This is a genomic window from Flavobacterium cupriresistens (assembly GCF_020911925.1).
GTDB classification, from domain to species: domain Bacteria; phylum Bacteroidota; class Bacteroidia; order Flavobacteriales; family Flavobacteriaceae; genus Flavobacterium; species Flavobacterium cupriresistens.
In genome coordinates, this window is sequence record NZ_CP087134.1 from 252,863 (window position 1) to 266,753 (window position 13,891).

A 13,891-nucleotide genomic window follows, 5' to 3' on the forward strand; every position below is an offset into this window, starting at 1 on the left:
TTGCACGCGAAGGCGCGAAGACGCGAAGTTTTACTCTCTTTTTTGTAAAAAGGTCTTGCGAACTTTGTGTGAAAAACTTGAAGACAAAGAAGCCTTGTTGTTTTTACTCGCAAAGGCGCGAAGACGCAAAGTTTTTTCTTTAGCACGCAGATTTTGCGGATTGGGCTGATTTTACTTGTATCTAACAAAAACCATTTTGTCTTTCATCCCCACACAAAAAAATCTGCAAAATCTGCAAAATCTGCGTGAAAAAAAATCAAATCAAAATTGAGTTTATTCTTCAACTTTAAACTGAGACTACTTTTTTTTATTATATAAAATAAGGCACGAAGATGCAAAGTTTTACTCTCTCTTTTGTAAAAAGGCCTTGCGAATTTTGTATAAAAAACTTGAAGACAAAGAAGCCTTGTTGTTTTTGCTCGCAAAGGCGCGAAGACGCAAAGTTTTTTCTTTAGCACGCAGATTTTGCAGATTGGGCTGATTTACTTAGTCTCTGATAAAAACCATTTTGCCTTTCATCCCACACAAAAAAAAATCTGCTAAATCTGCCAGATCTGCGTGAAAAAAATCAAGCTAAAAACAAGTCGACAACTCAACTGCAAACTGTAAACTGTAAACTGAAACTGCAAACTGAGACTATTTTATTTCACATTACAAAAAAAGGCACAAAGAATAAACTTTGCGCCTTTGTACCTCTGTACCTTTCCAACAATCCTCCTAAAACTGGAAGTAAATAAAAGGTTGTGAACCTGCAACTGCGGTTGCGTAAACGATCCAGTAAACGAAACCTAAGACTACCGCTTTTAAAAGCAATGGTGTTCTGTCAAAAGTCCATTTTAATTTTGTGGTGAATAACTCCGGTAAGAAATGCCAAACGTAACCGAACAGCATTAAAAGAAATACATTTTTATAGCCTAAAACTATTGCTTTCCATTGTTCCGGTTCGAAAGTTAACTGACCGATATTATTGATTACCTGTAAAGCCGTATCAAAGTCTCTGGCGCGGAAAAAGATCCAACAGAAGACTACGAAATGAAAGGTTATTACTATTGAAATAAAAGTCCAAATAGCGGGTCTTTTACTTTCTTTTTTGGCCGGGAAAAATTCCAGAAAGATTTTGTGTACCGCCAATGCTAAACCGTGTAAAGCTCCCCAGATAATAAACTGTGCCCCTGCTCCGTGCCACAATCCACCCAAAAGCATCGTCGTAAACAAGTTAAAATTGGTTACTGCGGTTTGACTTTTTTTATTTGAAAGTAAAAAGGTAAGCGCAAAAACAACAATTGAGCTAATCGCAATAACTAACGGAATTATACTCACATTGATGTTTGTAATTCCCCATAATAACAATCCGAAGAAAAATAAACTCGGGAACAAATATCCTGCGAAAGATCCTTCGCGGTTTCCTCCAATAGAGATATACAAAAAGTCTTTTAACCAGGTTGATAACGAAATGTGCCATCTTCTCCAGAAATCGGTAATGGAGGTTGACTTGTACGGCGTTCTAAAGTTGGCCGGCAACTTAAATCCTAACAATAAAGCAATACCGATTGCCATATCTGAATATCCTGAAAAATCACAATAAATCTGAATTGCATAACCATAAGAGGCCATCAAATTCTCAAATGATGTATAGGTCATCGGCGTATCGAAAACACGATCCACGAAGTTTACAGAGATGTAATTGGAAATAACGGTTTTCTTAATTAATCCTCCAATAATAAGGAACAACGCATTGTTTACATCTTCTTTGGTCAGATTCAGCTTTTGATAAATCTGAGGAAGAAAATCTTTGGCACGTACAATTGGCCCTGCCACTAATTGTGGAAAGAAGGAAACGAAAAACAAATATTCGATATAATTTTTTGTTGGTTTGATTTCTTCCCGATAAATCTCAATGATATAACTCATCGACTGAAAAGTATAAAACGAAATCCCCACCGGAAGGAAAACATCGTGAAGTTGGAAATGACCATTGAACATATCATTGTAGGTCACAATCATAAAGTTCATGTATTTAAAATAGCCCAGCAATCCCAAGTTCAGAATAACACTTATCACCAGGTAAATTTTCTTGATTGTGTCTTTCTTTTGTCTGTAAATAATCTGACTCAGACCATAGTCGACTACGGAAGAAAGCAGTAACAATAAAAAGTAAATCCCGCTTGACTTGTAATAAAAGAAAAGCGAAAACAATATCACGTAGGTCAATCGCAAATAGAATGTTTTACGCAAAAAGGCGTAAACGAAATAAAAAACCAAAAACAATCCGAGAAACAAACCGGTATTAAACAGTAACTTTTCTTCGGGATTGTATATAAACCAACCTTTAACCTGTTCGATGGTTATTTCACCAAAATTATGAACAAACCAATCATTTATGCTATTAACTGTTATCAACTTATTTTTTTAATTTAAAATTATCGTATGCTTTTAAAAATGCCTCGGCAAACAATTTTCCTTGTTTTTCGTATCCTTTTTTAGAGTAATGAACCCAATCCGGCCCTATTAATCCTTCTGTCCTTAATCTTCGAACTCCATTTATACCTCCAAATTCATCGTATAAATCCCAAACTGCAAAATCATCTGTTTTAGAAACTTCAATGATATGTCGGGCATAATCGGCAACAAAAGTATTAGGTCTTCTGGCTTTAAGTAAAGACGGAGGGGGTGTTGCGACAATAATAGGAACATTAATGCCTTGTGCTTTCACATTCCTAATAAACTCACGCAACTGTTGTATGTAAGCCGCGGCGTCCATTTTATCATAGCTTTCGTTTGTTCCTAATGAAAAAACCAGCATGTCGGGATGAAGCGCTTTTAATTGCTCAAAAAACAAGGGATATTTATTGTAATCTGAAAATTTGGCTCCATTTACTCCAATGCTGCTGTACAATAATCCCGGAGTATCTTTTTCTAAAACAAGTCCGCTAAGCTCGTATTTTGAGGCACTTTTATTTGGAATCAGAAAAATTTTATCCAGTGTTTTATCCGAATTATAATAATGTGAAAACGAATCGGATTGCAACTGTAAGGGAGCAAATTCTGATACGGAAACGGATCTTGTTCTTTTTTCGTTTGTTGAAATTTTCAGCGTTCTGCCGGCGCGAATTGCATTTGACTTTAAATGATTGTCTCTTTTTAGTTCTGAAACCGAAACATTATACTTGTCTGCGATGGTAGAAAGTGCTTCTCCTTTTTTTATTTTATGTGTGATGACTTTTGGCTCACTCGTCTGGATTGTATTGATTTTAGACGAAACCGCCAAATCAAACATATCTTGATTTTTTGGGGTTATGATTCGGATTGAATTGAATTTATAAGCCGCATCCTTCACATTTAACTCTACTACAAAACCTCCATTATCCCTCCAAAGTGCAATACCACTTAAACCAACGGGATTGTTTCTGACAGGGTGAATGTTTCGATAACTTTCCCAGCCTTTGCTTGACTTGAAACGTTCGTTATAAGAACCATTTGTTTTGGCCAACTGATATGGAAAAACAAAACCACGACCTCCATTACCAAATTCCTGCTGAAGTCTCTTTCTGATTTCATTGGTCATAAGATCGCTCTGAATGTGAGAATCTCCGATATGTACAATATTAATCTTCTTATTCTTTTGACTCTCGTTATCCTTTAATTTTTGGAAAACGCTTTCTAACTCTTTCGCATTATAAATCCGATCATCAGAAAAAGAATCTATTGCTGTTGTATCCACTTTATGAGTCATACTTTTCGTTATTGGAAGTGGTGCTGTCTTTTGAGGTTTTTCATTCGTAGAAAAAAAGAAACAACAAAAGAAAATAATAAGTCTATTCATTTATACTATCTTTTTTGACAGATACGGAATCTGTCTTCGTTTTTCTGACGGGTCTTGATCCCTCGCCTCTTTCTCGTTTTTCACGCAGAATTTTATACTCTTCGTATCCTTTATTTAACTGACTGTATAATAAATTACCGATTGCTTTTGCGCCACGCTGATTAAAGTGGGTGTAATCTTTATTAGCTCTTGCCGGCGATTCGTCAACCCATTTTACCATCGATCCGTCTCCTCCCATTAGAGTATACAAATTGACAAACCCGGATTCTGTATCCAGAGCGTATCTTTTTTGCGCTCTCATTAACGGAACTACAGCTGAATCGGTTTTCATTTCAAGATCGTATTTAGTCGATTTATCTGCTGTTGAAACAATCAGAATAGAAACTCCCGGGAATGATTCTTTTATTTTATTGATGGTTTTTGTCATTCCTCTTTGGTACCACGAATAATTTTTGGTTCCGTAGTTCAAGACGTTCGTTCCATAATGTAAAACAATTAAATCGTATTTTAGATTGTTGTTGAATGCTTGCATTACGCCTGCATTAAACGTTGAAATCGGCAATCCTGAATTTCCTCTCTGTGAAAAATTATCCACGTGAACTCCGCTACCATTATCAAAATTAAAACCATAGACAGGAATAGAATCCGCCTTTATAAAATTGGCTTTAAATGATTTTATACTTCCAGAAGTCACTTTTAAAGTATTTACCAGATTATTCGGAACAAGGCTTTTTCGTAAGGTATCTTTACCGATAATGAAATTCACATTTCCTTTTTTGGATCCTCTTCCATAAAACAAAGTTGGATTGTCTAAAGCGGTAGAAAATTTATTTAATCCTGCCTCGTATTGTACCCAGGTTGTATTGGCTCTGTCATTGGCAAAGAATACGTGCCCATTGACTCCAAAAGGACTTGTGGGTCTTTTTACATTTAAATAGGATTGTGTTTTCCAGTTTTTAGAAAACAGTGTTTTTACAGAACCTCTCGATGCTGATGATTCTGAAATTATCGAAACAAAACCAACTCCGGTTCCTCCAAAGCGCTCCTGATACTTCATTCGCACGTCTTGCACAATTAAATCACCATCGGTCATAGAATCCCCGTAATATGCAATTCGTACTTTGGCTTGTGGATTTTTCTCTAATTGATATAATTTCTCGTAAAAAGAAATCAGGTATTGAAATCCTTTATAATCCTCAAAAGTTTCTGAAGGAAATTCGATGCCTTCCGATTCATCAAAAACGATATTTTCTCCTGCATCTCTTTTTTCTTCTTCAGAAATACTGTCTTCGTCTGCAGACAACGAATCATTTGCCACCGACTCTAAAAGAAGGCTGTCAATCAATATGTTTTTGGAATCGATCTTACTGTCGGAAAAAATTTTATCCGGTAAGATTTGTTTAAATCCAATGAATGCTATGAATGCTAATGCTACAATGGCAAAAGACTGAAAGAAATAAGATTTTGTATTCACTTAGTACTTATAAATTTGAAGATTGGTTTTCTAAAAACTTGCGCCTTTAAAATTCCTATTAATTCCGCTTAAAAAAACAGCTGCAAAGATAGGATTAAACGTTAATTTATAATTCTTTTTAACGATTAAAATAAAAACAAAAAAAGAGGCCAGATAAATCCAACCTCTCTCAAAAAAAAATAAAAAAAACAAAGCTAATGATTAACTAAATTTTAAAGCCGTTTTATTGTATAACATTGGTTTCCAAAGTTTAAAACTAAAACCAATTATAGCCAAGTTGATAAGCAATAATCCGGACATCTGAACCAATTCTCCAACCTCATTGGGTTCTAAGAACAAATGGAACAGAAAAATGTTAATCGTAACAGGTAAGGCAATAATAGCTCCCATTAGCGAGAACAGCTGACTGATCAGCAACACACCTGCTAAAAGTTCAACAAATCCCAAAAACTGCCAAAAATAATTGGTCTGTTGCATCCCGAAAATATAATTTTGAATTTTCAGAACTTCGGTATTTGGTGCTACTTCTTCTCCTTTTTTTATGGTTTCCACCATTTCCGTTGGAGCAGGACTAGGAGATTCAAACTTATTGAATCCTCCTAAAATCATCATTCCTCCCAGAATTAGTGTAAAAATTATTCTTAGTATTTTTAGTGTTTTCATCTTGTCAAACAATTTAAATTATCAAAAACAAAACCTATTGAAACGAAATCTTACCGGATTTCACTTCTTTATTATCTGCCATTATCTTATAGAAATAAAGCCCTTTTGGATAATTAGCAGGAAAATTCCAATTCACTACCTGATTTGGAGTAACTGTTCCTCTAAAAATAGATTTAGTTTCTCTTAACCCTTCTGAAAAAATGGTAATTTCAATTTCTTTGTTGGCAGAGAAATTGGTTGTAAAGTTTACAGATTCTGTTGTTGGGTTTGGGTACACGGTTACATCAGTTGAAACTCCTTTTTCACTTGCAATAGCTGTTTTTGCAGAAGCTCCTTTAGGTAAAATTGTAATAGAATTACTACCTGAGGTTTCATTCCCTGAAGTTACTATTCTATGTATCTTTAAAACAGGATAGGTCTTTAAATAATTATAAATATCCTCCGTAATTTCAAAACTTTGACCTGTATTTGGAAAAACAAATGGTTCTTCACCCCCCATTAACATCCAAGAATATTGATATGAATTATTCCCTCCTGTCGGCTGACTACCAGTTATAGTAGAACCACTAATTGAAATTGTATTGTTTCCTACAGGAGCAATAGGTAATATTTTAACTGAAACACTAGTCATTGTTTGACTACCAGAGGTCACAATTCTGCTTATAGATAAATTAGGGTATAATTTTAAATAGTCATATACATCTTTAGTCAGTTCAAAATTTTGTCCCGTCTGTGGAAAAGTATATGGCTCTTCACCCCCCCATAAAATCCAAGAATATTGATATACATTAATCCCTCCTGTTGGTAAACTACCGTGAATTGTAGATCCATTTAAAGTTATTGTATTATTTAGTATAATTGGAGCGGGAGTTACGGTAACAGCAACTTCATTACTAAAATGACCAAGAACGCCTGATTTTACAATTCTTTTATACGATGTATTTACAAAAGGTGTATCAGAGGATAAACTACTACTTTTTGCACCTGCAATAGTAACCCAACCACCATTTATATCTTTCTTTTGCCACTCAAAACTATAATTCCCAATACCTCCAGAAGGGTTACTTCCAGTTATGTTTACTGATTGCCCTTCAGTGATTGTTTGATTTCCCCAAATAGAATTATTAAGTATTGCAGGAATAGGAATCACTTTTACAGGAATGACATTTCCTCTAATTGAACCTCCGCCTACATAATCTGAAAATTGACCATAGAATATTCCTCCTGTAGCATTAAATGCCGAAGCATTCATTGAAACTGTAAATTCCTTACTGTACCATGAGCTTAATAAATTATTATTAAAATCAACGTTAACATATTGTAAAGAAGTACTCTCTGAAGATGATTTCTTACTGAAAACGTATAAATAGCCTTTTTTTAATACTAATTGAGGATTACTGAGATCTAAATCAAAAGTTATTGATACAGATTCTCCCTGATATATTTCAATAGGTGAACCATTTGGTATAGATTTCCCATTTGTATATCTTAAATTAGAAATTTTAACAGTCCCTCCTTGCGCATAAGTTGGTACTATTTGTAATCCCGCAAAAATTAAAAATAATAAAAGTAATTTTATTTTCATAGTATTCTCCTGATTGTTTGGTTTTGGTTTTTGAAGTTATTTATAGATAGAATCTTGGTAAATAACCAAGATTCTATCTATATCTTATAATACTATTTTAAGAGAGCATATTGGAATGATACATTTCCTCTTTCACCTGCAGCGCTTAACATTGAAGTGAATTTTAATTTGTAAACATTTCCGTTAGCATCTTTTATAACATAAAAACGATCTGTTTTAAACGATAAAGGATAAGTTGCTCTCCAGTTACCACCTATTACTCTTTGATCTTTTGCTAAATCAGTATTGAATTTATCTTGAGTTGCATTAGCTAAAGTGAAATTTTCGTAAGCTATTTCAGATGTTAAAACTTGGAATGCTTTAGTACCATTTTTTGTATTAGTAATTGCGTAATCAGGGAAATAATATGATCCTGCTGATGAACCATCATTATATAATGTTTCCCCTGTGAATGTAGTAATATTTAAATCCCATTTATCTTTTGTAGGTTCAACTTTAACTACCGATTTAGTGTTCAAGCTAAAGAAAGAAAAATTATAAGCTGCATCTTTGGCAATAGTAACTTCACTGTGTGTTGTCGCATTTAAATCTGCATACTGTAATTTGTAATTATTACCGTCTCTTAAAATTCTAATTTTTTTCCATCCTCTTGAAGCTCCAGTAAGTGCAACTCCAGTTCCTGTTGCCGGAACAGCAGAAATCTCTTGTCCCATATTTACTAAATAAACTTTATTTTCTGCATTATTAGCTGAAACCTCAGCAATCGCAGTTCCTTTAAGTTTATCAGTTGCAGTCAAATTCCCATAAGGACTATCTATAAAGCCAATATTAGATGCTTCATAATTACCAGTCGTTACATTTGGGTCCTCAACTTGCACTTCATCAATATTAGTAGTGTTAAGTTGTTTAACAGCAAATTTATTAATAGCCCCATTTGAAATTACACGAAATTCATTTCCTCCGTAAAAACCAAGATCCCAACTAGTTTTTAAAACTTTGGTCATTGCTCCAGAGCTTAAATCAATAAATACTTGATTAGGAACGGTATTCCCTCCATTTTCAGACGCTAATGTTTTAGTTGCAACAGCAGTTTCATTAAAGTTAAGCTGACTAGAGCCTGTAGCTGCAGTAACTTTAACATCCTGATCTGAAACAGAAGCAATCGTGAATTTCACATTTTTGACTTCACCTTCAATAGCATCAATTATTTTTTTGAATTTAAAAGATACTGAGCTAACGTTAGCAGCATATGACAATACTAATTTTGCATTTTCTACAGCTGGAGTCGTTGTATAATCTGTACCGTAAACTAAAGCAGTAGGTACTACATTTAAAGTTACTGTACCTGCCGATAAGGTTGGCTTAGAAAAAACAACTTTCACTTCTGTCTCGGCGTCTATAACATTTGTAGCAGTATTCACGAATGCAGCTGCATTAGAATTATCTACATCATTATCATCATTGTTACAAGCTGTAATACCAACAAGTAAAAATGTTATAATTAAAAGTACACTTTTTTTCATTTTGATTGTTTATTAAATTAAAGATTAAGATTATATGTTAGTTTTAAATAATAAGATCTCCCATATCCCAATAGGATATTATTTGAAGTTGCGTGCGCAGCTCCTGATGCAAGACTTTGCTGAATATTGGTAACATCTAAAATATTTCTGGCACCGATAGTTACATCAAATGCCTTCTTATTAAAAGTCTTTCTTACAGAGGCATCCAAAAAGCTATAAGACTCTAGTGTTGATAGTCTATAAACATCCAATCCATTCTCTTTCACTGCTCTAAATTGTTGTTGCTCTCCATTAAACTTGTAGTTAACAGCAAACAAAGTGTTGTATTTAGATAAATTGTATGTTATACTACTATTAATTTGTAAAGCATATAAAAATTGATCATCCGAAACCACTTTTCCATTATCAATTTTTTGCGAAATTCCAACCAGAGAAGCACCTAGATTAAATGACAGATTTTTAAAATTAATCTGATTTGTAACCGCTGCATTCCACATTTTATAAGTACTAATATTAATATATTGATAAATTGGTTGTGTCGTACCTGGTTCATCACCTACATAAGCCATATCAATCTTATCATTTACATTCAGAAAAGAAGTCGACAACTTAGTTGAAAGCAATAATCCAGACTCAAAAGATGTCATTTTTTTTATACTAAAATCATATGACATACTTGTTTCCGGGATTAAGGCATCATTACCATAAAATTGGTGTCCTGAAAATTTAATTTTCGAATACAATTCATCGAAATTTGGTGTACGAAATCCTCTTCCAAGTGATGTACGCATTTCAATTCCTTTATCAAATAAATAGTACAACCCCACAGAAGCTGCATACTGATTGTCAAATTGATTTTGGAATGAAATTCGACCTCCTGGTCTAATTGAGAATTTTTTTGTTGCTTTAATCTCTGAGGAAAGAAAAACATCATAATTTTCAAATCTTTTTTCAACCGGAACAAATGATTCATTCTCGCCATTAACCAACGAGTATCCGAGATTATTAACATATTCATAGCCTAATTGAAAATCAAAAGCTTTCTCTGGAAAAAAATTACCTAAAGTTCCAGTTGAATAAAACAACTCTGTTGATTGATTTGTTTGCTTAATACCTTCTGATTCTTGTCTCGATTTTATATTGTACTCAAACGAATCTGTTGATCGAGTTTGTTTCTGTTGGGAAAATGAAACATTATAATTATACTGAGAAGCTAATTTTCCATAAAAATTCAAATGATTAATAATACGTTCAGTTAAAAAACGTTTATCACTGGAATAACGAATATCATCAAAAGGAGGATTTGTTACAACATTAACAATTGGATTATAATAATCTATATTTTCATTTAAATAATCGAATTTATAAAAAGCTCTAAAACTATTCTTTTTATAACTTATCATTCCATTACCTATATATTGCAATTTTGGCAACCACGTATACCCTCTTTGTAAATCAGTTTCACTATAATATTCCCCTTTTTTACCCCCCAGATAACCATCAAGATCATTTCTATCAAGTCCTCCAGATATAAACCAATTATCGTTAATACTATGTGATACTTTTAATGATTGTATATGACGTCCTTTATTAAAAGCTGTATACTCTTCACCAACAGTTTCTTCCTGTACTGTTGCTCCAATCTCCCATTTATAACGAGATGATTTTTTTGTAATAATATTTAAAACTCCCGTAACAGCGTTGGCACCGTTAGTTACCCCCATAGAACCTTCAATAATTTCAATTTGCTCGATATCATCAAGATTAATCTGCGTTAAATCAACATTATTCCCTAAACTGGTATCACTCACTACAGGAATATTATCAATCAAAATCTTAAAATATTCTCCATTTAAACCAAACATAGATACTGTAGACCTACCTGTTCCAGAACTTGGAGTAATTGTAATATTTAAATATTGATTGAGTAAATCTGCCAGATTATTAGCTGCTTGTTGTTCAATATCCTTTCTGGAAATTACGGTCACATTAAAAACCGACTTCTTTATCGATTGTGGTTCAAACTGACCAGTCACAACAACTTCTGACAATTCTTCTTTTCCATTAATTGTATCTTTTTGCTTTTCTTGAGCTGAAATATTTATTGCAAATATAATTGCTGCAAAAAGGGTAATTTTTCTTTTCATTATTTTTATTGAATCTTAATAAGTCGATGCAAATATATAATTATTTTTATCTATTCTAAATAAAAACCATATATTTGCGAAAAATTTAAAATAAAATAATTGAAGTTATGATTACAAAAAGCCTCTATTTTTCAGCCGTTATGGCTTTGACTTGCAGCCTTGGTTTCAGTCAGGATGCAAAAAAGCAACAGGACCTAAAGTCAATAAAATCAATGTGTGGATGTTATGAAGTAAAATTTAATTTTGCTGAAACTTTTCAATATGCGAAGGATACTCTTACTTATAAACCTTCTCAAACCAAACACGAATCGGCATTAGAATGGGTAGAACTTTTAGAAGATACTCCAAATAAGATTGTAATGCAGCACTTGTTAATTGTAAGTGACGACATGATCATCAAACACTGGAGACAAGACTGGCTGTATGAAAACACTGATTTATATTCTTTCGATAAAAGCAGCTCTTGGAAATATAAAAAACTGGACAAAAAAGCCGTAAAAGGACAATGGACTCAAAAAGTATATCAGGTAGATGACAGTCCAAGATACGAAGGTTCTTCTACTTGGGTACATGTAGACGGAAAAGACTACTGGGCAAATGTAGCTGATGCACCATTACCAAGAAGAGAGCAAACAAAACGTAACGATTACAATGTTTTAAAAAGAAGAAACATTCATGAAATCACTGCTACAGGATGGAACCATGAACAAGACAACGATAAAGTAGTAAGAGACGATTCCGGAAAAGATTATGTATTAGCTCAGGAAAAAGGATTCGATGTTTATACTAAGGTTCCGGATATCAAATGTATCGCTGGTCAAAAATGGTGGGCAGCAAATAATGCCATCTGGAAAAATGTTCGCGATAAATGGCAAACTCTTTTTGACAGACATAAAGACTTAAACTTAGAGGCTAAAGTAGACAGAAAAGCCCTTTATTCTTTACTGTTTGATTTAAAACCAACTGCTACAAAAGCAGAAAGTGATGCTATAATCGACAAGTTTGTAAAACAATAAATATTGTGTGTTAGTTATAAAAAAGCTGGTAATCTTAGGATCACCGGCTTTTTTTATTCCTAAAAAAACCGTTTAAAAATTAATTTAAACGGTTTACCTTTATTTTTTTTTCTAAAAGCTTACTAATTCAAAATAGTTAAAATGAATAAAGGTTTTTATTGTAGTCCGGGTTTAATCAGAATTTAGTTGAATCCTAGTATTTGTCCCAGAATAATTTAGTTGTCATTTTATCTCCTCCAATTGCACTTGAAGCTGCTGCGTAATTGGCTCCGTTTGTAGAAGGGGCTAAATGCGAGTATACCATTCTCACGGGAACCTTACCCTCGGCAGCCGGTACTGCTGTAGATGGTGCAACAAGTTTAGGAAAATCAAGTCTTCTGTATGCCGTCCAGGCTTCAAATCCCCTGTTGTAGTAGGCAATCCACATTTGGTATGCAATTCTTTCTTTGGCATTACTACCTGTTGCAGTAGCAAAAGCAACATTAGGCTGTGCCAGGTAAGCAGTTATATCTGCATCTGCAACACCCCAATATTTCATACTTGCAGTAATACCATTGGTGTAATGCGTACTTGCAGGGCTTCCAACTGCCCAGCCCCTGTTTGCAGCATCAGCCAGTAAAAAAGAAGTTTCGGCATAGTCAAAAAGATCTCCTTTGAAATTGATTTCTTTCAGGGCTTTATTGAATATGGATACGGTTTGAACATCCGCTTTAAAACCATATGGTGCCCCAACATATACACCTCCCTTTTTAGAAGCGGGGTCAAAGTAGAAATCTCTTCTCGGATCCGTAAGATCATTTAAAGCAGTTGTAAACAAACTTGATATCGAATAGTCTGCCCTGCTTTTGAAACTCTCATAATTTGGATTGAAGTGCGGTTTAACCGAGGTGTACTGGAAAATAGCATTATCACTGTTACTTGTCATAGCACCTGAAGTATAGGCCGTTTCAACCAAGGTCTTAGCAAGAACCGGATCTACATCTGACAATTGCATCCCTAATCTGATTTGAATAGAATTTGCGTATTTTTTCCAGCTTGCCACATTCCCGCCATAAACCAAATCAGCTTTACCAAAACTAGCCTGTGTGGGATCTAATTTACTTATTGCCAAAGTTAAACGGCTTCCTAAATCTTTATAAATTGTTAATCCATCATCGTATTTTGGCTGCAAAACTCCTGTTTTTATGGCTTCAGAATAAGGTACATTACCATACAGATCCACCAGCGTTTGGTAGACTTGTACAATCTGAATCTCAATAATCGCTAATTTATTTTGTTTTACAACTATAGCCTGAGCGCCCGCTGCGGGAGCAGCTGTTATTTTATTCTGCGCATCGATCAGGTCTTTTAATACATCTCTGTACAACAATACCCAATTTGAGTTTCCTAACAGACGGGAATCCATGTCATATCTGGACTCATCCGGATAAGCAACCTCTGACCATTGTTGCGCATACAATCTAAAGTTGTTTCTATTTACAGATGAATTATTTAAAAAGATAGCATACTGCTCTTGAGCCGAAGACATAAGAGCTTCGGGTACAGGGGTAACATACGCTTTGGTATCATCGTTTAACCCCTCAAGGTTATCACAGGAATACAAACAGAGTCCTAAGAATGCAAAAAGTATAGGATATTTTCTTTTTTTCATTTTATTGTT

The 13,891-nt window shown here is 34.1% G+C and carries 9 protein-coding genes; 1 reads left to right on the top strand and 8 read right to left on the bottom strand.

What is annotated here, in order from left to right; genetic code table 11:
• Nucleotides 1–717: 717 nt before the first annotated feature.
• The 7 genes from LNP23_RS01220 to LNP23_RS01250 all read right to left on the bottom strand — a co-directional run bounded on the left by LNP23_RS01220 (nt 718) and on the right by LNP23_RS01250 (nt 11,215).
• The gene (locus LNP23_RS01220) at nt 718–2,400 is read right to left on the bottom strand and encodes an MBOAT family O-acyltransferase (RefSeq protein WP_047774129.1); all 1,683 of its coding nucleotides are present in this window, start codon (nt 2,398–2,400) and stop codon (nt 718–720) included.
• 1 nt (nt 2,401) lies between these two features.
• Nucleotides 2,402–3,823 (bottom strand): GDSL-type esterase/lipase family protein, encoded by a 1,422-nt coding sequence (locus LNP23_RS01225; RefSeq protein WP_230003198.1) that lies wholly within the window; start codon nt 3,821–3,823, stop codon nt 2,402–2,404.
• The gene (locus tag LNP23_RS01230; RefSeq protein WP_230003200.1) at nt 3,816–5,297 is read right to left on the bottom strand and encodes an SGNH/GDSL hydrolase family protein; all 1,482 of its coding nucleotides are present in this window, start codon (nt 5,295–5,297) and stop codon (nt 3,816–3,818) included. Before LNP23_RS01230 ends, LNP23_RS01225 begins: the two co-directional genes overlap by 8 nt.
• A 201-nt stretch (nt 5,298–5,498) precedes the next feature.
• On the bottom strand, nt 5,499–5,960 hold the full coding sequence (locus tag LNP23_RS01235; RefSeq protein ID WP_230003201.1) for a DoxX family membrane protein: 462 nt from the start codon (nt 5,958–5,960) through the stop codon (nt 5,499–5,501).
• A gap of 34 nt (nt 5,961–5,994) precedes the next feature.
• Nucleotides 5,995–7,545 (bottom strand): T9SS type A sorting domain-containing protein, encoded by a 1,551-nt coding sequence (locus LNP23_RS01240; RefSeq protein WP_230003203.1) that lies wholly within the window; start codon nt 7,543–7,545, stop codon nt 5,995–5,997.
• 92 nt (nt 7,546–7,637) lie between these two features.
• Complete coding sequence (locus LNP23_RS01245; RefSeq protein ID WP_230003204.1) at nt 7,638–9,068, bottom strand: HmuY family protein; 1,431 nt, start codon at nt 9,066–9,068, stop codon at nt 7,638–7,640.
• Between the two features lie 17 nt (nt 9,069–9,085).
• Nucleotides 9,086–11,215, bottom strand: coding sequence for a TonB-dependent receptor plug domain-containing protein (locus tag LNP23_RS01250; protein ID WP_230003206.1), 2,130 nt, complete (start codon nt 11,213–11,215; stop codon nt 9,086–9,088).
• A gap of 107 nt (nt 11,216–11,322) precedes the next feature.
• Between LNP23_RS01250 and LNP23_RS01255 the strand changes: the two genes are divergently transcribed.
• A complete protein-coding gene (locus tag LNP23_RS01255; protein WP_230003208.1) occupies nt 11,323–12,231 on the top strand; it encodes a DUF6607 family protein in 909 nt (302 codons plus the stop codon).
• 193 nt (nt 12,232–12,424) lie between these two features.
• On the opposite strand, the gene LNP23_RS01260 is transcribed toward LNP23_RS01255, so the two are convergent.
• Complete coding sequence (locus LNP23_RS01260) at nt 12,425–13,882, bottom strand: SusD/RagB family nutrient-binding outer membrane lipoprotein (RefSeq protein ID WP_230003209.1); 1,458 nt, start codon at nt 13,880–13,882, stop codon at nt 12,425–12,427.
• Between the last annotated feature and the right edge of the window lie 9 nt (nt 13,883–13,891).